The following is a 21,454-nucleotide window of genomic DNA, read 5'->3' as shown; positions in this document are numbered from 1 at the left end:
CGGGAAGAGCCACCCGGCCCGCCCGCGTCGCGTTCCGCGACTCGGTCCACGAGCCGCGGAGCGACACCGCCCTGCGATCCGCCGGCGGATCGCAGGGCCATGAGCACCGGCTCAGTGGAACTGCGGGACGACGACCCAGAGCCCGAACAGGACCGCGGCGATGCACACGGCGAAGCACGCCCAGGCGCCGACGCGGGCGGGCGCGCTGGTGGTGCCGGCGGTCTCGAGCAGCCGCACGCCGCCCGAGTAGAACAGCGGCAGCACGACGCTCGCGAGCAGGACCACGCCGGCCACGATCGCGAACTTGCCCCAGTCGATGTCGATCACGCGGCGGCTCCCTGCAGCTGCGGCGCGGCCTCGGGCGCGCCCTCGTTGACGTTCCCGGCGTTGACGGGCTTCTTGGCGGCCAGGCGGAAGATCACGGCCACGCCGACGACGGCGACCACCGCGACGGCGACCAGGCCGATGGTGCTGCTGATCGCGACGAGGGCGGCGACGGCGCCGACGACCGCGGCGGCCGGCAGGGTGAAGATCCAGCCGAGGCCGATGCGCCCCGCGACGCCCCAGTCCACCTGCGCGAGCCGCTTGCCGAGCCCCACGCCGACGATGGAGCCGGACACGACCTGGGTGGTCGACAGCGGGAAGCCGAGGTGGGAGGAGGCGAGGATCGTCGCGGCGGAGGCGGTCTCGGCGGCGAAGCCCTGCGGCGACTCGACGGGCGTGATGCGCGTGCCGACCGTGCGCATGATGCGGAAGCCGCCGATCGCCGTGCCGAGCCCGATCGCGAGCCCGCAGGTGAGGATCACCCAGAGCTGCGGCCCGGTGCCGGCCTGCTGCACGTTCGCGGCGATCAGCGTCAGCGTGATCACGCCCATCGTCTTCTGCGCGTCGGAGGTGCCGTGCGCGAGGGCGACGAGGGAGGCGGAGACCGTCTGCGCGATGCGGAACGCCGGCTTCGCGTGCGGCACGGTGGCCTGCTTCGTCATCCGGTAGACGATCACGGTGCCGATCAGCGCGGCGACGCCCGCGACGAGCGGGGCGAGCAGCGCGGGGATCACGATGCTCGTGATCACGCCGCTCCAGCTGATCGCGCCGAGGCCCGCGCCGAGGATCGCGGCGCCGATCAGGCCGCCGAACAGGGCGTGGGAGGAGCTCGACGGCAGCCCGAGGTACCAGGTGACGAGGTTCCAGATGATGGCGCCGACGAGGCCCGCGAAGATCAGCGCCGGCGTGATCATCTCGTGCCCGCTCGAGTCGGTCTTGATGATCCCGGAGCTGATCGTCTTCGCCACCTCGGTGGAGAGGAAGGCGCCGACGAGGTTGAGCACGCCGGCGATGACGACCGCGGTGCGCGGCTTCAGCGCGCCGGTCGCGACGGAGGTGGCCATGGCGTTCGCCGTGTCGTGGAACCCGTTCGTGAAGTCGAACACGAGCGCGAAGACGACGACGAGCACGACCGTGACGAGCAGGGTGGTGTCCACGGCGGCGAAGCTAGGCGCGGGACGTGAACGGCGGGGAACGCGCTGCTGCGAGTCCGCCGACCGCGCCGCGCGCCCCTCCCCGATCGGGATCGCTGGGAGGATCGCGGGATGGACACTCGTCTGCGCTCACTCGTCGCGTTCGCGGTCGACCTCGTGCTCGTCGCGGTGTTCGTCGGCATCGGCCGCGCCAGCCACGGCGAGGACCAGTCGGCCTGGGTGGCCACGTTCTGGCCGTTCGCGATCGGGCTGGCCGTCGGCTGGGCGGCCGCGCGCGGCTGGCGCCGTCCGTTCGCGATCGCGCGCACAGGCCTGCCCGCCTGGGTCGGCGCGGTGGTCGTCGGCATGCTGCTGCGCGCCGTCAGCGGGCAGGGCGTGCAGGTCGCGTTCGTGGTGGTGGCGTCGATCGTGCTCGGCGCCTTCCTGCTCGGGTGGCGCTTCCTGCTCGTGGCGCTCGACCGGTCTGCGAGCCGCAGCGCGAACACCCCGGGTCCGGTCGGCTTCTTCCTCCGCCGCCGCTGACCGCGGCCGTCCTCAGGGGCGGACCAGCGCGAGGCTCCAGCCGCCGACCCACTGCTCGCCGGGCTCGAGCCACTGCAGGCCGGCGCCGGAGTTCAGCGCGTCGGGCGCGCACGTCATCGGCTCGATCGCGACCGCGTCGATGCGGCCGTCGTCGGTGTCGTAGACCGGGTTCGTGAAGACCTGCGCGTAGGCGAACACCGGCTCGGCCGACAGCTCCACCGCGGTGCCGTCGGGCGCGGTGATGCGGTGCCGCACGCGCCCGTCGACGGTCTCGAGGCCGGTGTACGCGGTGTCGAGGTCGAGATCCCGCAGCGCCGCCCCGGCGCGGAGGTCCTTCGGCGACCCCGCCACGGGCACCTCGCCCACGGGGAGGCTGCGCTCGTCGGTCTCGAGCATGCGGTCGCCGGACACCGTGACGACCAGGTCGCGCATCGCCGTGTCCCCCACGCGCAGGTACGGGTGGCAGCCGACGCCGAACGGCGCCCGCTCCGTCCCGACGTTGTGCACGCCGTGCGTGATCTCGACGCCCGTCGGCGTCAGCGCGTACCGCACGGAGGTGTCGAGGTGGAACGGCCAGCCGTGCTGCGGGAACACGGTCGCCGACAGCGTGATCGCGGACTCGGAGCGGTCGGTGACCCGGTAGCCGGTGTTCCGCAGCAGGCCGTGGGAGGCGTTGCCCTTCGCGGGCTCGGTGAGGTCGAGCTGCTGTGTCGTCCCGTGGAGCGTCCACCGGCCGTCGCGCACCCGGTTCGGCCACGGCACGAGCACGATCCCGGAGCCGCCGGAGGGCAGCGCGTCGGCCCCGTAGTCCTGCACGATCTCGGTGTCGCCGACGCGCACGCGGCGGAGGCACGCCGCGAGCTCGGCGATCGTCGCGGTGACGGTCCCCTCCTCCGCGTCGAGCCGGAGGACGTGCTGCTCACCGGTCGCGGGCATCCGCTGCTCCCTCGGGTCGTCGATCGCGGCCGGGTCCGGCCCGGGACGATGATCCCGCCGCTTGCTGAACGGGAGGACCCCGGTACCGTGGGGGCACGACCGGCGAAGGTGGGCCACCACCGGGGAGTACCGGCGGTGGCGTCGTCCGCCTGGGTGCCACCGCATGCAGCCCAGGAGGCACCATGCCCGCTCGCCTGATCGACGGCTCCGCACTCGCGGCCACCACCCTCGACCGCATCGCGGAGGAGGTCCGCGCCGGCGTCGAGCAGGGCCTGCGGCCGCCCTGCATCGCGACCGTGCTGGTCGGCGGCGATCCCGCCTCCCACACCTACGTTCGCATGAAGGTGCGCCGGGCGCAGCACGCGGGCCTCGCCACCCGCCGCGTCGACCTGCCGGACACGACGACGACGGAGCGGCTGCTCACCACCATCGAGGCCCTCTCGGCCGACCCCGAGATCGACGGGATCCTGCTGCAGCACCCCGTCCCGCCGCAGGTGGACGAGCGCGCGGCGTTCGAGGCCATCGCCGCCGACAAGGACGTGGACGGCGTGACCCTCACCTCCTTCGCGCGCATGGCGGAGGGCCGGGGCGGCTTCTCCTCCGCGACGCCGGGCGGGATCCTGCGGCTGCTCGAGGCCTACGACGTGGAGCTCCGGGGGCTGGAGGCCGTCGTCGTCGGGCAGGGCCCGATCCTCGGCCGGCCGCTGACCGCGCTGCTGACCGCGCACGGCGCGACGGTCACGGCCTGCCACGTGCTCACGAAGGACCTGCGCGCCCACGTCGAGCGCGCCGAGCTGCTCGTCGCCGCGGTCGGCAGGCCGGGCCTGATCCCGGGCGACTGGGTGCGGCCCGGCGCCGTCGTCATCGACGCGGGCTACACGGACGGCGCGGGCGACGTCGACTTCGAGGGCGCGAAGGACCGCGCGGCGCTGATCACCCCGGTGCCCGGCGGCGTCGGCCCGATGACGATCGCGACCCTGCTCGACCAGACCGTGGCGGCCTGGCGCACCCACGTCTCCTGACGCCGACCGCTTCTCATCTTTCCGGAGTTCTGGCTCCGCCAGAACTCCGGAAAGATGAGAAGGAGGGCTACCAGCCCTCGAGGCCCTGGTAGAGCGGGAACCGGCCGGCCAGCTCGCCGACCTCGGCGCGCAGCGCGGCGACGTCGGCGCCCGGCGTCAGCACGCGGGCGATGACGTCCGCCACCTGCCGGAACTCGGTCTCGCCGAAGCCGCGGGTCGCGAGCGCGGGCGTGCCGATGCGGACGCCGGAGGTGCGCATCGGAGGCCGCGGGTCGAACGGCACGGAGTTGCGGTTCACGGTGATGCCCGCCGCGTGCAGCAGGTCCTCCGCCTCCCGCCCGTCGATCGGGGACTCCCGCAGGTCCGCGAGCACGAGGTGCACGTCGGTGCCGCCGGTGAGCACGTCGACGCCGGCCTCGCGCGCGTCCGGCGCCGTGAGGCGCTCGGCGAGCGCCTGCGCGCCGGCGATCGTGCGGCGCTGGCGGTCGCGGAACTCCTCCGACGCCGCGATCTTGAACGCGGTCGCCTTCGCGGCGATCACGTGCATGAGGGGACCGCCCTGCTGGCCCGGGAAGACCGCGGAGTTGAGCTTCTTCGCGTACGTCTCGTCGCGGGACAGGATCAGGCCGGAGCGCGGACCGCCGAGCGTCTTGTGCACGGTGGTCGAGACGACGTCGGCGAACGGCACCGGGTTCGGGTGCAGCCCGGCCGCGACGAGGCCCGCGAAGTGCGCCATGTCGACCCAGAGCTTCGCGCCGACCTCGTCCGCGATCGCGCGGAACGCGGCGAAGTCCAGCTGGCGCGGGTAGGCGGACCAGCCGGCGATGATCACCGCGGGCCGGTGCTCGAGCGCGGCGTCGCGCACGCGGTCCATGTCGATGCGGAAGGTCTGCGGGTCCACGCCGTAGGCGACGGCGTCGTAGAGCTTTCCCGAGAAGTTCAGCTTCATGCCGTGCGTCAGGTGACCGCCGTGCGCGAGCTCGAGCCCGAGGATCGTGTCGCCCGGCTGCGCCAGCGCGGCGAGCACCGCGGCGTTCGCGGTGGCGCCGGAGTGGGGCTGCACGTTCGCGAAGCCCGCGTCGAACAGCGACTTCGCCCGGGCGATCGCCAGCTCCTCGGCGACGTCGACGACCTCGCAGCCGCCGTAGTAGCGGCGACCGGGGTACCCCTCGGCGTACTTGTTGGTGAGCACGCTGCCGGTCGCGGTGAGCACGGAGCGGGGCACGAAGTTCTCGCTCGCGATCATCTCGAGCGTGGTGCGCTGGCGCTCCAGCTCGTCGTGCAGGACGGCGGCGATCTCCGGGTCGACCTCCTCCAGCGGAGCGCTGAACGAGGACGCGGTGGCGGAGGGGATGACGGTGTCGGTCACGTGTGGCTCCTGGTCGGGAGGCGGGTGCGCAGGTCGCGCGGCAGCGGATGCGGACGGCGCCCAGGCGAACGGCGCGGTCCGATCAGCCGCTCCCCGGTGGTGACCACCTGAACGCCAGTCGCGGCGCCACGAGTGTACCGAAGAGCGATCGCGGCGCGAGGGTCGCCGCGAGACGGGCGCCGCCCGTCACCTGGCCGCGCAGCGCGTCGATCACCTGCTCGACGTCGCGCCTGGTCGCCGCCGCGGAGACCCGCGAGTACGCCTGCCGCTCGTAGGCGGCGCGCAGCCGTGCGAGCGCCGCCTTCGCCTCGGGCGAGCGCCCGGTCCGCTCGGCGAGCTCGGCCTCGATCCCCCGCGGGCTCCGGCCGCGCGCGGTCGGCAGGCCGAGGTCGCGCGCCGTGTCGAGCAGCTCCCGCCACGCCCCCGCCGGTCCGTCCTGCTCGAGCCGCCCGAGCCGGCGTCGGCGGAGGCCGCGGCGCAGCAGCCCCGGCAGCGCGAGCACGGCGCCGATCAGCAGCACGATGCCGCCGCCGCGCAGCAGCGCGCCGGTCGCGACCCCGGTGCCACCGCGGTTCGCGGCGGCCGCGGGGTCGGACTCGGTCGGCACGGGCGTCGCCGCAGCGGCGGAGGAGGCGCCGGGGGTGGGCGTCGAGGTCACGTCCGCGGTCGGCAGCGGCGCGTAGCTGGGCACGGCGCCACGGCCGGGGGTCGGCTCGAAGCGCACCCAGCCGATGCCGTCGAAGTAGAGCTCGGGCCAGGCGTGCAGGTCGTCGCTCGACACGGTCCGGGCGCTCGAGCCGACCCGCGTCTCCCCCGGCTGGTAGCCGACGACGATGCGGGCCGGGATGCCCTCGAGGCGCGCCATGACCGCCATCGTCGACGCGTAGTGGATGCAGTAGCCCGCCTTCACGGACAGGAACTTGGCGATGACCCCGAGTCCGTCGCCGTCGTAGCCCTGCTCGGCCGGCGTCTGCTCGTCGTAGGAGAAGGCGCCGTTGCGCAGCTGGTTCTGGATCGCGAGCGCGATGTCGTACGGGTTCGACGCGTTCCGGGTCCAGCGCTCCGCGGTCGTGCGGATGATCGACGGCACGTTCGAGGGCATCGCCAGCGACTGCTCGTCGCCCGCCGGCACGGAGACGGACGCGGCGCGCAGCTGCGAGGCCGTCGCGTCGACCTGCGCGGACCGCACGACGTAGGAGCCGACGGCGCCCGCGCCGAACCGAGAGAGCGTGAGCCCCCGGTCCTCCCAGCGGAAGCGGCCCTGCACGCCGGTGACGGAGGTCGCGGGGTACGGCAGCGGCAGCCGGTCGCCGATCGAGGACTCCGACGCGGGCGTGATCGTCGTCGAGGTCGTCCGCCGGTCCGCCGACTCGGGCGCTCCGGGCGCCTGCGGCACGGCCGTGAACCCGAGCGGTCCGCCGTCCGCGGGGTTCGGCGACCAGGTGCGGCCCGTGAAGTCCTCGAGCACCGCGAGGCGCAGGTAGACGGGCGCGTTGTTCCGGCTGGTGTACGACAGCACCGGAGTGTCCGCACCGCGGCGGAGGTCCTGCCCGAGCCGCAGCAGCGGGTTGGCGCCGCCGTCGATGACCGGCGCGCCGCCGGCCTGCGCGGAGGACGCGAACGGCGTCGGCAGCACGACCTGCACGAGCAGGGCGACGACGACCGCGATCGCGCCGCCCGCGGCGAGCCCGACGACCCTCGGGGCCCTTCCGCGGCGGCGGCGGTCGACCGCGATGAGGGCGAGCGCCGCGACGGCGACCGCGAGCAGCAGCAGGCCGTTCGTGCCGGTCGCGAAGGCCTTGCCGGGCACGATCGCGACCGCGACGACCACGAGCGTGCCGGCGACCGGGGCGCGCAGGCCGACGGTGACCAGGTCGGCGACGACCGCGACGACCGCTGCGCCGGCGGCGATGAGGATCGCGAGCTCGGCGGTGCCCTGCGCGGGCACGGAGTCGATGTAGATCTGCCGGAACGCGCTCGAGAACGCCTCCACGACCGCGTCCGCCGCGGCGTTCGGCGAGGCCCCGGCCGCCGCCGACGAGCCGGAGACGATCAGTGCGAGCACGATCGGCACCGTCGAGAGGCCGATCAGCGCCGCGGCCGCGGCGGGCAGCCCGACCCGGCGCGAGCCGGCGGCGGCGGCGAGCGCGATGGCGACGGTGACGCACGACTCGATCCACCAGAGTACGCCGTGCACGACGGGCAGCAGGGACAGGGCGGCGACGAGCACGGCGGCGCCGACGACGGCGGTCACCGCGCCCGATCCGCGGGGCGCCTCACGCATGGTGCTCCGCCCCGACCGCCTGCGCGCTGTCGCGCTGCACGACCTGCCAGCCGAGCGGCGGATCCACCTGGGCCGGCCGCGTCGCCACGATCGAGACGAGACCGAGCGCGCCGGTCGGCAGCGCGGGCAGCCGCGCCGCGTCGCGCGCCCCGCCGGGCCCGGTGATCACGTGCACGACCTGCACGTCGGTGGTCGCGAGCTCCGGCAGCACGCGCTGCGGCTCCGGGGCGCCGTACACGGGCTGCACCGTCGCGAGCGCGACGAGGGCGTCGATCGCGTCGCCGGTCGTCTGCCGACCGGTTGCGAGGCGCACCGGTGCATGCCGCTCGTCGAGCGCTGCCACGAGGGAGGCCGTGTACTCGACGGCCCACTCGAAGGCCGTCGCGTCCGGCCACGACTCGCTCCGCACGTCGAGCAGCAGCCCCGTGGCGGCGGTCGTGGCGGCGGTCTCGGTGCGCACCATCAGCTCGCCGCGGCGGGCGGTGGCGCGCCAGTCGACGCTGCGCATCGGGTCACCGGCCCGGTAGCCGCGCGCGACGATGTCGAGCTGGTCGCCGACCGCGCCGAACACCGTGCTCGCGCCGGTGTCTGGGTCGTTGCGGCGGATCGCGAAGGGCAGCTCGACGGGGTGGATGCGGGGCAGCACGACGACGTGGTCGACGCCGCCGACGCGCCGACGGGTCGAGGCGAGGCCGAGCGGGTCCGTGCGGGCGATGCGGAGGGGGCCCACCGGCACCGAGCCGCGGCTCCTGGGGGCGAAGTCGTAATCGATCAGCTGCGAGGGGCGGTCGGGCCGCACCGCCTGGAGCACGCCCTCGGCGCGCCCGGTGACGACGACCGAGCGGGGCAGGTCCTCGGTCCACTCGAGCGCACCGGGCGCTCGGCCCTTCACCGTGACCCGCACGTGCACGGGCCGCCGCTGCTCGGCGATCGCCGGCTCGATGCGCCGCTCGATGGACAGCTGCACGGGAGCGACGATCACGGCGACGACGCCCGCGATCACGGCGCCGAACAGGAACAGCGCGACGGCGAGCAGCGCGGGCCAGCCAACGGCGTAGGCGACGATCAGCCCGACGAAGGCGGCGCCGAGGAACACCCCGCCGCGGACGGTGAGGCGCACGGTCCTGAGGCCGGCCAGCGGCTGCATCGCCGCCATCTACTGCAGCGGGACCGGCGTGGAGGAGACGACCTGGCGGACGATGCGGGTGGCCGCGACGACCTGCCCCTCCCGGGCGTCCACACCGGTGCGCCGCAGCACGAGGCGGTGCGCGAGCACGTCGACCGCGAGCGCGTCGATGTCGTCCGGCAGCACGAAGTCGCGCCCGTCGATCAACGCGGTGGCCTTCGCCGCGCGCAGCAGCTGCAGGCTCGCCCGCGGGCTGGCGCCGAGCCGCACCTCGGCGTGGCCGCGGGTCGCGCCCACGATGCGCAGCACGTACGTCTCGACCGCCGGGGAGACGTACACGTCCCGCGCCTGCGCGGCGAGCGACGCGAGCGCGCCAGTGGACAGCACGGGCTGCAGCCGGTCGATGGGGTCGAGGCGGCCGTGGGAGCGGAGCATCGCCCGCTCCGCCTGCTCGTCGGGGTACCCCATCGAGATGCGGGCCATGAAGCGGTCGCGCTGCGCCTCGGGGAGCACGTAGGTGCCCTCCATGTCGACGGGGTTCTGCGTCGCGACGACGAGGAAGGGGTCCGGCAGCGGCCAGGTCGAGCCGTCGACGGTGACCTGCCCCTCCTCCATGCACTCGAGCAGGGCCGCCTGCGTCTTCGGCGAGGCGCGGTTGATCTCGTCGCCGATGACGACGTTCGCGAACACGGCGCCCGGCTTGAACTCGAACCGCGCCGAGGACTGGTCGAACACGGACGCGCCGGTCACGTCGGAGGGCAGCAGGTCGGGCGTGAACTGGATGCGGCTGATCGTGCCGCCCGTCGCGCGGGCCAGCGCCTTCGCGAGCATCGTCTTGCCGACGCCGGGCACGTCCTCGATGAGCAGGTGCCCGCCGGCGAGCATGACGGCGAACGCGGAGCGGATCACGTCGTCCTTGCCGTCGATCACGGTCGCGACGGCTGCGACGACCTCGTCCGCGGTCGAGCGCACCGACTCGGCGCCTCGGGAGTCGAGCGTGATTCCGTCCGTCATGGCGCCTTCCGTACCGAGCGATTCGCGATCACCATAAGCGAGTTCCGCCGCTGCGCAGCGCGAACGGGGAGGTCCCACCGTTACCTCTCCGTGATCGCACGCCGCTCGCTAGGGTGAGCGCCGTGACGGACGCCTCAGACGCCCACTGGGTGCTCACGTTCGTGTGCATCGACCGGCCCGGGATCGTGCATGCGCTGTCCGGGGCGATCGTGGCCGCGGGCGGCAACATCACGGAGAGCCAGCAGTTCTCCAGCCACGACACCGGGCGCTTCTTCCTCCGCCTGCAGGTGCAGTCGCCGTCGACCGCGCAGCAGTTCGCCGCGCACCTCGTGCCCGTGGCGAGCCGGTTCGACGCGGAGTGGCGCCTCGACCGCGTCGCCCGCCCCGTGCGCACCCTCGTGCTGGTCTCGAAGGCGGGTCACTGCCTGAACGACCTGCTGTTCCGCAGCCACTCCGGCCAGCTGCCGATCGAGGTGCCGCTCGTGCTCGGCAACCACGCGACGCTCGAGGGGCTCGCGGGCTTCTACGACGCGCCCTTCGAGCACCGCGCGGTCACGTCGCCGGAGACGAAGGCGCTGTTCGAGGAGCGCGTGGTCGCGGCGGTCGAGGAGCACGACATCGAGCTCGTCGTGCTCGCCCGCTACATGCAGATCCTCTCCCCCGAGCTCTGCGCGCGCCTCGCCGGTCGGGCCATCAACATCCACCACTCGTTCCTGCCGGGCTTCAAGGGCGCCAACCCGTATCGGCAGGCGCACGCCCGCGGCGTGAAGCTGATCGGCGCGACCGCCCACTTCGTGACCGAGGACCTCGACGAGGGCCCGATCATCGAGCAGAACGTGATCCGCGTCGACCACAGCGCGGACCCCCACGAGCTCGTGCGCATCGGGCAGGACGAGGAGAGCCGCACCCTCACGCAGGCGGTCCGCTGGTTCGCGGAGCACCGCGTCCTGCTCGACGGCCGCCGCACCATCGTCTTCCGCTGAACTCACCGCCTTCGATCCGCAGGGAGATCGAAGGCAGTGCCGCTTCGCAGCGCTGAACGCGCTGCGGTACGCGGCGGATGGTCGCGTCCGCGGGCGGTCGCCCGAGTCGACTGTTCCAAGCGGATTCTCGGGTTCGAAAGGCTTGGCACTCGTTGGGGGCGAGTGCTAATTTCTGTCATGTTGAGCCCGGTCGGCTCAACTTCGAGAACTCATCGCAGCCACGACTGGAAGGACGACACCATGGCGATGAACTTCGACCCGTTCCGCGAGCTGGACCGGATGACCTCGGCGCTCCTCGACAGCCGCCAGGGCCCGCAGCTGATGCCGATGGACCTCTACCGCGACGGGGACCACTACGTGCTCGCCGCCGATCTGCCCGGCATCGACCCCGGCTCGGTCGACATCGACGTCGACGGGCAGCTGCTGACCGTCCGCGCCGAGCGCACGATGCGCACGGCGGAGGGCGTGAAGTGGCTCGCGCAGGAGCGTCGCGGCGGCTCGTTCCTGCGTCAGCTCAGCCTGGGGCAGGGCGTCGACACCGAGCACATCGCGGCGACCTACGAGAACGGCGTGCTGACCGTGACGATCCCGGTCAGCGAGCGCGCGAGGCCCCGCAAGGTCGAGGTGGTCGCCGGCGGCTCGTCCGGCCGGCAGCACGCCGTCGAGGCCTGATCGGGCTGGAGCGCGGAGGGCCCGCCGCGTCTCGCGGCGGGCCCTCCGCACGTCCCGCTACGCGAGGGGGTCGAACTCGTCGAGTGCCGGGCCCGGGTCGTCGTCGCCGATGATGAACGTGGTGCGCACGCGGATGCGGTGCTCGAGGTCCGCGACCGCGTCCGCCACGTCCGTCTCGAAGACCTCGTCCTCCGCCCAGGCCGTGATCTGGCTCGCCGGCCCGATGAGGACCGTGATGGGCTCGATGAGCCCCGCCTCCGTCCGGCCCGGGATCGTGACGGTGTCCGACGAGTCGCCGTCGGCGAGCAGCCGCGCATACTCCAGCACGAGGTCGGCGAGGTGGTCGTCGGTCCCGAAGGTCTGCTCCGCGTAGGCGACGCGCTTCACTCGCGGGTCTTCACATCCGGCTCCGGCAGCAGGCGCAGCCCGGTCGGCTGGTTCGCCAGCTCCCGCAGCTGTCGCAGCCACTCCCGGTTCACCGCCGGATCGCGGCTCCCCGCGTACTTGAAGACGATCGGCACTCCCGGGGAGATCCAGAGCGAGCCGTGCCCGTCGCCCACGCCGGGCTCGTCCCGCCACGTGAACGAGAACGACTCGTGCGCCCGCAGCTTCGCGTAGATCACGAGCTGCAGGTGCGCGAGCGCCCGGTCGTCGACCGGGATGGTGACGTTCGTCCCGTAGATCAACGACCCCATGCGGACTCAGCCCAGCCGGGTGCGGAGGTTCTCGGTGATCGACGCGAGGAACTCCTCCGTCGTCTCCCACTTCTGATCCGGGCCGACGAGCAGCGCGAGGTCCTTCGTCATGGACCCGCCCTCGACGGTCTTCACGACGACGTCCTCGAGGGTGTCGGCGAAGTCGATGAGGGCCTGGTTGCCGTCGAGCTTGCCGCGGTGCTGCAGGCCTCGGGTCCACGCGTAGATGGAGGCGATCGGGTTGGTCGACGTCGGCTTGCCGGCCTGGTGCTGGCGGTAGTGCCGGGTCACCGTGCCGTGGGCGGCCTCCGCCTCGACGATCTTCCCGTCGGGCGTCGTCAGCACGCTGGTCATCAGGCCGAGCGAGCCGAAGCCCTGCGCGACGGTGTCGGACTGCACGTCGCCGTCGTAGTTCTTCGTGGCCCAGACGTAGCCGCCCTCCCACTTCAGCGCCGACGCGACCATGTCGTCGATCAGGCGGTGCTCGTAGGTGAGGCCGGCGGCGTCGAAGCGCTCCTTGAACTCGGTCTCGTAGATCTCCTGGAACAGGTCCTTGAAGCGACCGTCGTAGGCCTTGAGGATCGTGTTCTTCGTGGAGAGGTAGACCGGGTAGTTCCGGGCGAGGCCGTAGTTGAGGCTCGCGCGGGCGAAGTCGCGGATCGACGCGTCGAGGTTGTACATCGCCATGGCGACGCCGCCGCCCGGGGCCTGGAAGACCTCGAAGGACTGGGCCTCGCCGCCGTCCTGCGGCTGGAAGCTGATGGTCAGGGTGCCGGGGCCGTCGAAGACGAAGTCGGTGGCGCGGTACTGGTCGCCGAACGCGTGGCGGCCGACGATGATCGGCTTGTTCCAGCCCGGGACCAGTCGCGGGATGTTCGAGATGATGATCGGTTCGCGGAAGATGACGCCGCCGAGGATGTTGCGGATGGTGCCGTTCGGGCTCCGCCACATCTTCTTCAGGCCGAACTCCTCGACGCGCGCCTCGTCGGGCGTGATCGTCGCGCACTTGACGCCGACGCCGTGCTTCTTGATGGCGTTCGCGGCGTCGATCGTGATCTGGTCGTCGGTCTCGTCGCGCTTCTGGATGCCGAGGTCGTAGTACTCGAGGTCCACGTCGAGGTACGGGTGGATCAGCGTGTCCTTGATGGACTGCCAGATGATGCGGGTCATCTCGTCGCCGTCGAGCTCGACGACCGTTCCCTCGACCTTGATCTTCTCCACGAACACTGCCCTTCGGAAGTACGGATGCGCCCGGCGCACACCGCCGATCACTGTAGCGAGCCCTTCTCGGCGTCTCCCCGGGAAGCGACGGGATGACCGGGACGGGGCCCGCTCGCTACTCTGAGCGCGTGGCGGACCTCCACCTCGAACCCCTCTCGGCGGCGACCGTCGTCGCGGCGAACTCCCTGACCCTCAAGCCGGGCCAGGAGCAGTACGCCGTGCCGATCTCCCATGCGGAGGCGGAGCAGACCATCGACCCCGAGGCGGCGTGGCCCCGTGTGGTCCTCGAGGACGGCGAGGTCGTCGGCTTCATCAAGGGCAGCTTCGACCCGCACGAGTCGCGCCCGGAGTTCCGCTGCTGCATCTGGTCGATCAACGTCGCCGCGACGGCGCAGGGCCACGGCGTCGGCCGCTTCGCGGTGCACGGCCTGGCCGACGAGGCACGATCGCGCGGCTTCACGCGGCTGACGGTGATCTGGGAGCGCGGCGACGCGGGCCCCGAGGACTTCTTCCTCCACGTGGGCTTCCGCCCCGAGGGCGAGACCCGCTTCGGCGAGGTCATCGGCGCGCTCGACCTGTGATCCCGGGCGTCCTCGGACGTCCCGGGCGGCCGTGCAGGCCCGCCTCGTCCGATCCCGCCCGGGGACGCGGGGCGTGACCGCGTCCCCGGCTCGCCTGGCGCACGTCGCTGCCGGCGCGATCGACGTCGAGGCGCTGGCGTCGGTCTACACGGTCGTGTTCCGCGAGCCGCCGTACTCGGAGCCCGACGCGAGCGATCTGCGCCGCCGCCTCCCGATCCACGCGGAGCGCCCGGGGTTCCGGCTCGTCACGGCGTCCGTCGACGACCGGGTCGTCGGGTTCGCGTACGGCTACACCGGCGAGGGACGCGGGAGGTGGATCGAGCGGCTCGCCGCGCAGCTCGGCACCGCGACCGCGGGTCGCCCGCTCGGCGGCCACCTCGTGCTCGCCGAGCTCGCCGTCCTGCCCTCCGTCCGAGGCCGGGGCATCGGCGCGACGCTGCTGGACGCGATGCTGCGCGACCGCGCCGAGCCACGCGTCCTGCTGCAGACGCACGACGGCGACACCCCCGCGATGCGCCTCTACGAGCGGGCGGGGTTCCGTCGGCTCGCTGCGATGCCGCCGGACGTCGCGCTGATCCGGGACCTGCCCTGATGGCGGTCTTCGACACGAGCGGCGACTACACGCAGGCGGTGCTCGAGGTGGTCGCGGACATCCCGCCCGGCCGCGTCATGACCTACGGCGACGTGGCGTGGACCTTCGGCCGCCCGGGTGCGCGGGCCGTCGGCATGGTGATGCGGTTCCACGGCTCCGAGCTGCCGTGGTGGCGGGTGATCCGCGCCGGCGGCCATCCGCCGACCGGGCACGAGGACGCGGCCCGAGCGCATTACGAGGAGGAGGGCACCCCCCTCCTGCCCGCCACCACTCCAGCGGGCTACCGCATCGATCTCGCGAAGGCCGGGTGGTCCCCCTCCTGACCGCGGCCCAGGACGATCAGCGCAGCAGGGGCAGCCAGAGGTCGTCGACGATCTCGAGGATCCGCCGCTCCGGCACGGGCGCGAGCGTCAGCAGGAGGTCGTGCCGGAACAGGTCGAAGGGCAGCGTGACGAGGCCGTCGGACCGCTCGCGCGCCGGGATCTCGCCGCGCGCCATCGCGCGGTCGAGGAGCACCCGCCCACTGCCGGCCCGCTCGCCGAGCAGGCGGTCCCGCAGGTCGGCGGGCGACAGCCCGGTGTCGGAGGCGATGTTCGCCATGAGGACGCTGATCGCGGTGATGAAGCCGGCGCGGCTCGCGTTGAAGTCGCGCAGGCTCGTGAGCACGTCCTCGCGCAGCGAGCCCGTGTCGGGCAGCTCGCGGCGGACGAAGAGGCCCGCGTGGTGCATGGCTGCGACCACGAGGTCCGCCTTGCCCGGCCAGCGCCGGTAGAGCACGGGCTTGCTCGTGCCCGCCCGGGCGGCGACGGCGTCGTAGGTGGTGCCCGCGTAGCCCTGCTCCTGCAGCTCCTGCCAGGCGGCCTCGAGCAGGGCGTCCTCGAGCTCCGGTCCTCGTCGCCGGCGCTGCGTCGCCCCGTCCTCCTCAAGATCCACTTGCGTATCTTATCGCCCGCGTCTACCTTCCGAAGAAACGTCTTCGTATCTCAGGAGGATCATGGACCGGGACCTCAAGCGGCTCGCCGCCGCGCTCGTCGTCGGCGCGATGGCGCCGCTTTTCGACTCCACCATCGTGAGCGTCGCGCTGCACGGCCTCGCGGCGGACCTGCACGCCTCGGTGGACACCATCCAGTGGGTGACCACCGGGTACCTGCTCGCGCTCGGCGTGACGGTGCCGATCGTCGGCTGGCTGCAGCGCCGCGTCGGCGGCAAGCGGCTGTGGATGGCCGCGCTCGTCGTGTTCCTGATCGGCTCGGTGCTCTGCAGCCTCGCCTGGAACGCCCCGAGCCTCATCGCGTTCCGCGTCGTGCAGGGGATCGGCGGCGGGGCGATGCTGCCGCTGCTCACGACGCTGCTCATGCAGGCGGCCGGCGGGCAGGGCCTCGGCCGGCTGATGTCCATCGTCTCGCTGCCCACCGCGCTCGGGCCGATCCTCGGCCCGGTGATCGGCGGGCTCATCCTCGCTGCGGGCGACTGGCGCTGGCTGTTCTGGGTGAACGTGCCGTTCGTGCTCGTCGGGCTCGTGCTCGCCCAGCGCCTGATGCCCGCCGATGGACCGACGGTGCGCGCCCGGCTCGACGTCGTCGGGCTCGTGCTGCTCTCGCCGGCGGTCGTCGGCGTCCTGTACGGCCTCAGCGACGTGACGAAGGACGGCGGGTTCGCCCGCATCGACGTGTGGGCGCCACTCGGCGCGGGCGTCCTGCTGCTCGCCGGGTTCGCCGGGTGGGCGCTGCGCCGTCGAGACGGCGCCCTCGTCGACCTGCGCCTGCTGCGCCACCGGCCCCTCGCGGCATCCGCCTCCCTCATGTTCCTGACCGGCGCCACGCTCTACGGAGCGATGCTGCTGCTGCCGCTGTCCTTCCAGGAGCTGCGCGGCACGGACGCCCTCGGCGCCGGGCTGCTGCTCATCCCCCAGGGCGTCGGCTCGCTCCTCAGCCGGTCCATCGCGGGCCGGTTGAACGACCGCGTCGGCGGCCGGGCGGTGGCCCTCGTCTCGTTCGCCGTCGTCGGGCTCGCGACCGTGCCGTTCGCCTACGCGGGGGCGGCGACGCCGGAGTGGTGGCTGCTGCTCGCCCTGCTGGTGCGGGGAGTCGGCCTCGGTGCGGTGTTCATCCCGCTGATGGCGGTCGGCTTCGTCGGCCTCGCCAGGGAGGAGGTGCCGCACGCGAGCATCGTCACCCGCATCGCGCAGCAGCTCGGCGGCGCGGCCGGCACCGCGGTGCTCGCCGTGATCTTGCAGGGCGCGGCCGCGACGCTCGGCCCGGTCGCCGGGTTCCAGCACGCGTTCTGGTGGGCGGTCGGCTTCACCGCTCTCGCGGTCGTGCTGTCCCTGCTCCTCCCGGGCCGCCCGGAGCCGGTCGAGCAGGTCCCGGAGGCGGAGCGCCTGGAGGAGGTCGCCGCCTAGCGCCGAGTTCCATCTTCACGGAGTTCTGGCGCGCTGTCCCGCGCCAGAACTCCGTGACGACGAAGCGGGTCAGACCAGGGAGTCGCGCCAGGCGGCGTGCAGCGCCGCGAAGCGGCCCGTGCCCGAGATGAGGTCGGCGGGCTCGCCGTCCTCCACGATCCGGCCGTGCTCCATCACGAGCACCCGGTCCGCGATCGCGACCGTCGACAGGCGGTGGGCGATGATCAGCGCCGTGCGGTCGGCGAGCAGCGTCTGCAGCGCCTCCTGCACGAGCCGCTCGCTCGGGATGTCGAGCGAGGCCGTCGCCTCGTCGAGGATCAGCACCTCCGGGTCCGCGAGGAACGCCCGCGCGAAGGAGATCAGCTGCCGCTGCCCCGCGGAGACGCGGCCGCCGCGCTTGTTCACGTCGGTGTCGTAGCCGTCGGGCAGGGAGCGGATGAACTCGTCCGCGCCGACCGCCTTCGCGGCCGACTCGATCTCCGCACGGGTGGCGCCGGGCCGCCCGAGCTCGATGTTGTCCGCGACCGAGCCGGAGAACAGGTACGCCTCCTGCGTCACCATCACGACGGCGCGGTGCAGGTCCTGGTTCGTCAGGTCCCGCAGGTCGACGTCGTCGAGGGTGATGCGGCCGTCGCTCGGGTCGTAGAAGCGCGCGATCAGCTTCGCGAGGGTCGACTTGCCGGCGCCGGTGGAGCCCACGAGCGCGATCGTCTGCCCCGCCGGCACGTCCAGGTCGAAACGCGGCAGCACCTCCCGGTCGGTCCGGTACGCGAACCGCACGCCCTCGAAGCGCACCCGCCCGGTGACCCCGGTGCCCAGCGGCTTCGGGGAGACCGGCTCGGGCACCGTCGGGCTCTCCTCGAGCACGCCCGAGATCTTCTCGAGCGCCGCCTCCGCCGACTGGTACGCGTTGTAGAAGGTGGCGATGTCCTCCATGGGGTCGAAGAACCGCCGGCTGTAGAGCACGGCCGCGAGCAGCGCGCCGATCTCCAGCCCGCCGTCGATCACCCGGAAGGCGCCGAACAGCAGCACCGCGGCGACCGTGAGGTTGCCGATCAGCGTGAGACCCGGCTCGAGCACCGCGAACAGGCGGATCGCCCGCGCGTTGATCGACCGGTAGTCCTCGGCGAGCGCGCTGTACTCCTTCTGGTTGCGGGGCTCCTTGCGGAACGCCTGCACCGCGCGGATGCCCGTCATCGTCTCCACGAAGAACACGATGAGCTTCGCGGAGGAGACGCGCGACTCGCGGAAGGTCGCCTCGCTGCGCCGCTGGAACCAGCGGATCAGGAAGGCGAGCGGGATGAACGAGCAGAACAGGATCAGGCCGCTCCACCCGTCGAGCAGCACCAGCGCGACGGCCGTGAAGAGCATGTAGAGCACGCTCATCACGAGCTCGTTGATGCCGCCGTCGAGCAGCTCGCGGATGGAGTCGAGGTCGCTCGTCTGGCGGGAGATGATCCGGCCCGACGTGTACTGCTCGTGGAACTCGAGGCTGAGCCGCTGCGTCTGCACGAAGACCCGCTCGCGCAGGTCGATGAGCACGGCCTGGCTGATGCGCGCGGTCTGCACCGTGTACGAGGCGATGAGCACCCCGGACAGCACGCCGGCGATCAGGTACACGATCACCGAGCCGGCGAGCGGCATCGCCTGGCCCTTCAGCAGGGCGGGCAGACCGGAGTCGATGCCGTAGGCGATGATCGCCGGCCCGATGACCTGCAGCGCGGTGCTGACCAGCACGACCAGCGCCGTGACGATCAGCCGCTTCTTCAGCGGGGCCAGCAGGCTGCCGAGCAGGCGCAGCGAGCGCGCCCGCAGCTCCTTGCGCTCCTGCTTGGTGAAGTCGCGGCGCTCCTCGCCCGCGACGCCCGTGATCGCGCTCACGCGTCCACCTCCTCGAAGTGCTGCTCGTCCTCGAGGCTCGAGATGACGAAGCGGTAGCGCTCGCTCGTGGCGAGCAGCTCGCTGTGGGTGCCGACGGCGACGATCCGGCCGTCCTCCAGCAGCGCGACGCGGTCCGCGAGCTGCACGGTGGAGGGGCGGTGCGCGACGATCAGCGCCGTCGTGCGGGTGAGCACCTGGCGCAGCGCCGCCTCGACGAGCGCCTCCGTGTCGACGTCGAGCGCCGACAGCGGGTCGTCGAGCACGAGCACGGCGGGGTTCGCGGCGACCGCGCGGGCGAGCGCGAGGCGCTGCCGCTGGCCGCCGGAGAGGCTGAGCCCCTCCTCGCCGATCGTCGTGTCCAGCCCCTGGGGCAGGTCGTACACGAAGGACGCCTGGGCGATCTCGAGCGCCTCCTTGAGGACGTCCTCCCCCGCCTCCGGCCGGCCGAGCAGCACGTTGTCGCGCACCGAGGCCGAGAACAGGGTCGCCTCCTCGAACGCCATGGCGATGTGCGTGCGCAGCTCCTGCCGCGTGAGGTCGCGGATGTCGACGCCGTCGAGCAGGATCCGTCCGCCGGTGACGTCGTACAGGCGCCCCGCGAGCTCGACCAGCGTCGTCTTGCCGGAGCCGGTCAGGCCGACGAGGGCCATCGTCTCGCCGGGCTCGATCGAGAGGTCGACGCCGGCCAGCTGCGGCCGGGCCGCACCGGGCGCGTCGGGGTACGCGAACCGCACGTCCTGGAACTCGAGGCGTCCGTGCGCCTCCGTGATGTGCTTCGGCGTCTCGGGGTCGCGGATCGTGTTGTCCTCGTCGAACACCTCGAACAGCCGGTCGGTGGCCGTGCGGGTGTCGAAGAGCATCGACAGCAGGAAGCCGATCGACTCGAGCGGGAAGCGCAGCACCGTGGCGGTCGCGAAGAACGCCACGAGCTCGCCGACGGTCATCGCGCCGACGCTCGCCTGCTGCACGCCGACCAGCAGGCACAGCGCGAACGCGACGTCGGGCACGAGCAGCAGCCACAGCCAGATCTGCGCGACGGCCTTCGCCTTCTCGATCTCCGTGCCGCGCAGCTCCTCGGCGCGCTGCAGGAAGCCCTGCAGCTTGGTGCGGCCCCGGCCGAACGCCTTCAGCACGCGGATGCCGTGCACCGACTCCTCGACCAGGGTCGCGAGGTCGCCCTGCTGGTCCTGGCTGCGCCGCGCGACGACGTGGTAGCGCCGCTCGAAGCGGAAGCCGTTGATCCAGAGGGGGACGGAGCAGACCGTGAACACCGCGGCCAGCAGCGGGTTCAGGAAGGCGAGCACGACGACGCCGACGCCGATCGTGATGACGTTGACGATCAGGTAGATGAAGCCGAACGCGATGAAGCGCCGGATCAGGCTGAGGTCGCTCATCGCGCGCGACAGCAGCTGGCCGCTCGGCCAGCGGTCGTGGAAGGCCACCGGCAGGTCCTGCAGCTTCGCGTAGAGCGCTCGCCGCATGCTCGCCTCCACCCCGGTGGCGGGACCGACGATGTAGAGGCGGCGGGCGAAGTACAGCAGCGCCTCGAGCACGCCGAGGCCCGCGATCAGCGCGACCGCGCCGGGCACCCGGGACGCGTCCTTGGCCGCGAGGGGGCCGTCGACGATGTGCTGCAGCACCTGCGGCACCGCGAGGGAGACGAGCGAGGCGGCGAGCGCCATCGCCATGGCGACGACGATGCTGCGGCGCACCGGTCGCACGAAGGGGTCGAGGCGCCGCAGGGCCTGCAGCGTGGTGGGTTGCCGACTGGGCACGGTCATAGGGGATTCCTTCCCGCGGCCGCGTCGCCGGTCGGGCGCGCGGGAGCGGAGACGTCGGGAGCGCCGTCATCGGCGCCGGACGGGAGGTCGCGGCGGGCGCGACCGGAGGTGGAGCGGAGAGGAGGCTGCGCGTCAGGCGCGGGGGCGCGGCGCGAGCAGGACGACGGGCTCGACGAGGGTCGTGGACATGTCGGCCTCCTGCTCCTCGGCGGCCGGGCGCTCGGGAGCGGTCCGGTCGGCCGTCGCGCTCTCCCCGCCCGAGGGAGGTGTGGACGAGCTGCGGCAGCCCTCCAGCTTATGGAACGCACTGCCTTCGCACAACACTCCATCGGGAACAGATGCTGCGGGGCTCCCGCGACGGTTCACGGACCGCCGAGGACGCGTCGCACGACTGCAGCGACGCTCTCGTCGGCGCCGATCCGCTGCTCCTCGACGAAGGGCAGCGGGTTCCAGCCGTGGTACCAGCCGCGCATCTCCTCGACGTCGAACGCGGACGCCTTCGGCCGATCGGCGTGCCGCCGCACGGTCTCCTCGAACGACAGGTCGAAGGCGAGGAAGCGGGCGTCGTCGGCGAGCGCGGCGATGCGCTCCAGCATCCCGGCGTACCGCTCAGCGTTGAAGACGCCCTCGAGCACGAGGTGCTGCCCCTGCCCGAGGCAGTGCGCCGCCGCGGCCTCGAGCAGCGCGGCGTGCGCCATGCCGGTCGGGTGCGTCCGCCCCTGCCGCTCCGCGTAGACGACGCGGCGGAAGTGGTCCTGCTCCAGCACCGCCGTCGGCCACCCCAGCTCCTGCTGCAGCGCCTCGGCGACCGTGCTCTTGCCCGACCCGGAGTTCCCGCGCAGGACGATCAGCACGCCCCGAGCCTAGGCAGCAGCACGATCCCGGCGGCGGCCCGC

23 protein-coding genes, 2 pseudogenes and 1 riboswitch are annotated in these 21,454 nt (G+C 73.0%); of the genes and pseudogenes, 10 read left to right on the top strand and 15 right to left on the bottom strand.

The window, feature by feature from the left end:
• Positions 1-111: 111 nt before the first annotated feature.
• Both ABEA53_RS11940 and ABEA53_RS11935 read right to left on the bottom strand, forming a co-directional pair.
• Positions 112-327 (bottom strand): hypothetical protein, encoded by a 216-nt coding sequence (locus ABEA53_RS11940; protein WP_345481404.1) that lies wholly within the window; start codon positions 325-327, stop codon positions 112-114.
• Entirely contained in the window at positions 324-1,481 is a 1,158-nt protein-coding gene (locus ABEA53_RS11935) for an inorganic phosphate transporter (RefSeq protein WP_345481403.1), read from the bottom strand. Before ABEA53_RS11935 ends, ABEA53_RS11940 begins: the two co-directional genes overlap by 4 nt.
• A 108-nt stretch (positions 1,482-1,589) precedes the next feature.
• On the opposite strand from ABEA53_RS11935, the gene ABEA53_RS11930 reads away from it, so the two are divergent.
• Positions 1,590-2,000 carry a DUF3054 domain-containing protein gene (locus ABEA53_RS11930; RefSeq protein ID WP_345481402.1) on the top strand — a complete coding sequence of 137 codons (411 nt, stop codon included), beginning with the start codon at positions 1,590-1,592 and terminating at the stop codon, positions 1,998-2,000.
• 12 nt (positions 2,001-2,012) lie between these two features.
• Here the strand turns inward: ABEA53_RS11930 and ABEA53_RS11925 are convergent, their stop codons facing one another.
• Complete coding sequence (locus tag ABEA53_RS11925; protein WP_345481401.1) at positions 2,013-2,936, bottom strand: aldose 1-epimerase family protein; 924 nt, start codon at positions 2,934-2,936, stop codon at positions 2,013-2,015.
• Positions 2,937-3,118: 182 nt separating this feature from the next.
• On the opposite strand from ABEA53_RS11925, the gene ABEA53_RS11920 reads away from it, so the two are divergent.
• Positions 3,119-3,958, top strand: a complete 840-nt coding sequence (locus ABEA53_RS11920; protein WP_345481400.1) for a bifunctional 5,10-methylenetetrahydrofolate dehydrogenase/5,10-methenyltetrahydrofolate cyclohydrolase — start codon at positions 3,119-3,121, stop codon at positions 3,956-3,958.
• Positions 3,959-4,025: 67 nt separating this feature from the next.
• Here the strand turns inward: ABEA53_RS11920 and glyA are convergent, their stop codons facing one another.
• Entirely contained in the window at positions 4,026-5,327 is a 1,302-nt protein-coding gene (gene glyA / locus ABEA53_RS11915) for a serine hydroxymethyltransferase (RefSeq protein ID WP_345481399.1), read from the bottom strand.
• 51 nt (positions 5,328-5,378) lie between these two features.
• A riboswitch (ZMP/ZTP riboswitch) is annotated at positions 5,379-5,459 on the bottom strand.
• Between the two features lie 389 nt (positions 5,460-5,848).
• Here glyA and ABEA53_RS11910 point away from each other — a divergent pair.
• Positions 5,849-6,010, top strand: a complete 162-nt coding sequence (locus ABEA53_RS11910) for a hypothetical protein (RefSeq protein ID WP_345481398.1) — start codon at positions 5,849-5,851, stop codon at positions 6,008-6,010.
• An 86-nt stretch (positions 6,011-6,096) separates the two neighbouring features.
• Here ABEA53_RS11910 and ABEA53_RS16935 read toward each other — a convergent pair.
• A pseudogene (locus tag ABEA53_RS16935) lies at positions 6,097-6,417 on the bottom strand (transglutaminase-like domain-containing protein); the annotation flags it as partial.
• Here ABEA53_RS16935 and ABEA53_RS11905 point away from each other — a divergent pair.
• Positions 6,323-6,523 (top strand): hypothetical protein, encoded by a 201-nt coding sequence (locus tag ABEA53_RS11905; protein WP_345481397.1) that lies wholly within the window; start codon positions 6,323-6,325, stop codon positions 6,521-6,523. The pseudogene ABEA53_RS16935 and the gene ABEA53_RS11905 sit on opposite strands and share 95 nt — an antisense overlap.
• Before the next feature lie 26 nt (positions 6,524-6,549).
• On the opposite strand, the pseudogene ABEA53_RS16930 reads toward ABEA53_RS11905, so the two are convergent.
• The 3 genes and pseudogenes from ABEA53_RS16930 to ABEA53_RS11885 all read right to left on the bottom strand — a co-directional run.
• Positions 6,550-7,611, bottom strand: a pseudogene (locus ABEA53_RS16930) (TgpA N-terminal domain-containing protein); the annotation flags it as partial.
• Positions 7,604-8,767 carry a DUF58 domain-containing protein gene (locus ABEA53_RS11890; protein WP_345481394.1) on the bottom strand — a complete coding sequence of 388 codons (1,164 nt, stop codon included), beginning with the start codon at positions 8,765-8,767 and terminating at the stop codon, positions 7,604-7,606. The pseudogene ABEA53_RS16930 and the gene ABEA53_RS11890, both read right to left, overlap by 8 nt.
• Complete coding sequence (locus ABEA53_RS11885; protein ID WP_345481393.1) at positions 8,768-9,751, bottom strand: AAA family ATPase; 984 nt, start codon at positions 9,749-9,751, stop codon at positions 8,768-8,770.
• Positions 9,752-9,873: 122 nt separating this feature from the next.
• Between ABEA53_RS11885 and purU the strand changes: the two genes are divergently transcribed.
• Both purU and ABEA53_RS11875 read left to right on the top strand, forming a co-directional pair.
• Complete coding sequence (purU, locus tag ABEA53_RS11880; RefSeq protein WP_345481392.1) at positions 9,874-10,734, top strand: formyltetrahydrofolate deformylase; 861 nt, start codon at positions 9,874-9,876, stop codon at positions 10,732-10,734.
• Positions 10,735-10,974: 240 nt separating this feature from the next.
• Positions 10,975-11,406: an Hsp20/alpha crystallin family protein gene (locus tag ABEA53_RS11875; protein WP_345481391.1), complete on the top strand. Its 432-nt coding sequence runs from the start codon at positions 10,975-10,977 to the stop codon at positions 11,404-11,406.
• 57 nt (positions 11,407-11,463) lie between these two features.
• On the opposite strand, the gene ABEA53_RS11870 is transcribed toward ABEA53_RS11875, so the two are convergent.
• The 3 genes from ABEA53_RS11870 to ABEA53_RS11860 are packed head-to-tail and all read right to left on the bottom strand — an operon-like array spanning position 11,464 to position 13,322.
• A complete protein-coding gene (locus ABEA53_RS11870) occupies positions 11,464-11,793 on the bottom strand; it encodes a hypothetical protein (protein ID WP_345481390.1) in 330 nt (109 codons plus the stop codon).
• Positions 11,790-12,101: a DUF7882 family protein gene (locus ABEA53_RS11865; protein ID WP_345481388.1), complete on the bottom strand. Its 312-nt coding sequence runs from the start codon at positions 12,099-12,101 to the stop codon at positions 11,790-11,792. Before ABEA53_RS11865 ends, ABEA53_RS11870 begins: the two co-directional genes overlap by 4 nt.
• A gap of 6 nt (positions 12,102-12,107) precedes the next feature.
• Positions 12,108-13,322: an NADP-dependent isocitrate dehydrogenase gene (locus ABEA53_RS11860; protein ID WP_345481387.1), complete on the bottom strand. Its 1,215-nt coding sequence runs from the start codon at positions 13,320-13,322 to the stop codon at positions 12,108-12,110.
• 128 nt (positions 13,323-13,450) lie between these two features.
• On the opposite strand from ABEA53_RS11860, the gene ABEA53_RS11855 reads away from it, so the two are divergent.
• The 3 genes from ABEA53_RS11855 (at position 13,451) to ABEA53_RS11845 (ending at position 14,818) form a co-directional block, all read left to right on the top strand.
• Entirely contained in the window at positions 13,451-13,903 is a 453-nt protein-coding gene (locus ABEA53_RS11855; protein ID WP_345481386.1) for a GNAT family N-acetyltransferase, read from the top strand.
• Positions 13,904-13,976: 73 nt separating this feature from the next.
• Positions 13,977-14,495, top strand: coding sequence for a GNAT family N-acetyltransferase (locus tag ABEA53_RS11850; RefSeq protein ID WP_345481385.1), 519 nt, complete (start codon positions 13,977-13,979; stop codon positions 14,493-14,495).
• A complete protein-coding gene (locus ABEA53_RS11845) occupies positions 14,495-14,818 on the top strand; it encodes an MGMT family protein (RefSeq protein WP_345481383.1) in 324 nt (107 codons plus the stop codon). The genes ABEA53_RS11850 and ABEA53_RS11845 overlap by 1 nt, the downstream gene beginning before the upstream one ends.
• A gap of 16 nt (positions 14,819-14,834) precedes the next feature.
• On the opposite strand, the gene ABEA53_RS11840 is transcribed toward ABEA53_RS11845, so the two are convergent.
• The gene (locus ABEA53_RS11840) at positions 14,835-15,428 is read right to left on the bottom strand and encodes a TetR/AcrR family transcriptional regulator (RefSeq protein WP_345481381.1); all 594 of its coding nucleotides are present in this window, start codon (positions 15,426-15,428) and stop codon (positions 14,835-14,837) included.
• Positions 15,429-15,489: 61 nt separating this feature from the next.
• On the opposite strand from ABEA53_RS11840, the gene ABEA53_RS11835 reads away from it, so the two are divergent.
• Complete coding sequence (locus ABEA53_RS11835; protein WP_345481380.1) at positions 15,490-16,896, top strand: MDR family MFS transporter; 1,407 nt, start codon at positions 15,490-15,492, stop codon at positions 16,894-16,896.
• Positions 16,897-16,965: 69 nt separating this feature from the next.
• On the opposite strand, the gene ABEA53_RS11830 is transcribed toward ABEA53_RS11835, so the two are convergent.
• From ABEA53_RS11830 to ABEA53_RS11820, 3 genes are all read right to left on the bottom strand, one after another.
• A complete protein-coding gene (locus ABEA53_RS11830; RefSeq protein ID WP_345481378.1) occupies positions 16,966-18,777 on the bottom strand; it encodes an ABC transporter ATP-binding protein in 1,812 nt (603 codons plus the stop codon).
• Entirely contained in the window at positions 18,774-20,558 is a 1,785-nt protein-coding gene (locus ABEA53_RS11825; RefSeq protein ID WP_345481376.1) for an ABC transporter ATP-binding protein, read from the bottom strand. Before ABEA53_RS11825 ends, ABEA53_RS11830 begins: the two co-directional genes overlap by 4 nt.
• Positions 20,559-20,920: 362 nt before the next feature.
• Positions 20,921-21,412: an AAA family ATPase gene (locus ABEA53_RS11820; protein ID WP_345481375.1), complete on the bottom strand. Its 492-nt coding sequence runs from the start codon at positions 21,410-21,412 to the stop codon at positions 20,921-20,923.
• Positions 21,413-21,454: the final 42 nt, after the last annotated feature.

Origin of the sequence: Amnibacterium soli, assembly GCF_039544415.1 — a bacterium.
Taxonomy (GTDB): domain Bacteria; phylum Actinomycetota; class Actinomycetes; order Actinomycetales; family Microbacteriaceae; genus Amnibacterium; species Amnibacterium soli.
Note: the sequence above shows the minus strand (reverse complement) of the source record. Positions and strands in the feature narration are given on the sequence as shown.

What these genes read in the sequence shown, in the direction of transcription:
- ABEA53_RS11910 (WP_345481398.1), top strand. Translation starts at nt 5,849, where the DNA reads ATGCCGCCGCCGCGCAGCAGCGCGCCGGTCGCGACCCCGGTGCCACCG.
- ABEA53_RS11885 (WP_345481393.1), bottom strand. Translation starts at nt 9,751, where the DNA reads ATGACGGACGGAATCACGCTCGACTCCCGAGGCGCCGAGTCGGTGCGC.
- ABEA53_RS11835 (WP_345481380.1), top strand. Translation starts at nt 15,490, where the DNA reads ATGGACCGGGACCTCAAGCGGCTCGCCGCCGCGCTCGTCGTCGGCGCG.
- ABEA53_RS11875 (WP_345481391.1), top strand. Translation starts at nt 10,975, where the DNA reads ATGGCGATGAACTTCGACCCGTTCCGCGAGCTGGACCGGATGACCTCG.
- ABEA53_RS11845 (WP_345481383.1), top strand. Translation starts at nt 14,495, where the DNA reads ATGGCGGTCTTCGACACGAGCGGCGACTACACGCAGGCGGTGCTCGAG.
- ABEA53_RS11890 (WP_345481394.1), bottom strand. Translation starts at nt 8,767, where the DNA reads ATGGCGGCGATGCAGCCGCTGGCCGGCCTCAGGACCGTGCGCCTCACC.
- ABEA53_RS11930 (WP_345481402.1), top strand. Translation starts at nt 1,590, where the DNA reads ATGGACACTCGTCTGCGCTCACTCGTCGCGTTCGCGGTCGACCTCGTG.
- ABEA53_RS11925 (WP_345481401.1), bottom strand. Translation starts at nt 2,936, where the DNA reads ATGCCCGCGACCGGTGAGCAGCACGTCCTCCGGCTCGACGCGGAGGAG.
- ABEA53_RS11825 (WP_345481376.1), bottom strand. Translation starts at nt 20,558, where the DNA reads ATGACCGTGCCCAGTCGGCAACCCACCACGCTGCAGGCCCTGCGGCGC.
- ABEA53_RS11865 (WP_345481388.1), bottom strand. Translation starts at nt 12,101, where the DNA reads ATGGGGTCGTTGATCTACGGGACGAACGTCACCATCCCGGTCGACGAC.
- ABEA53_RS11920 (WP_345481400.1), top strand. Translation starts at nt 3,119, where the DNA reads ATGCCCGCTCGCCTGATCGACGGCTCCGCACTCGCGGCCACCACCCTC.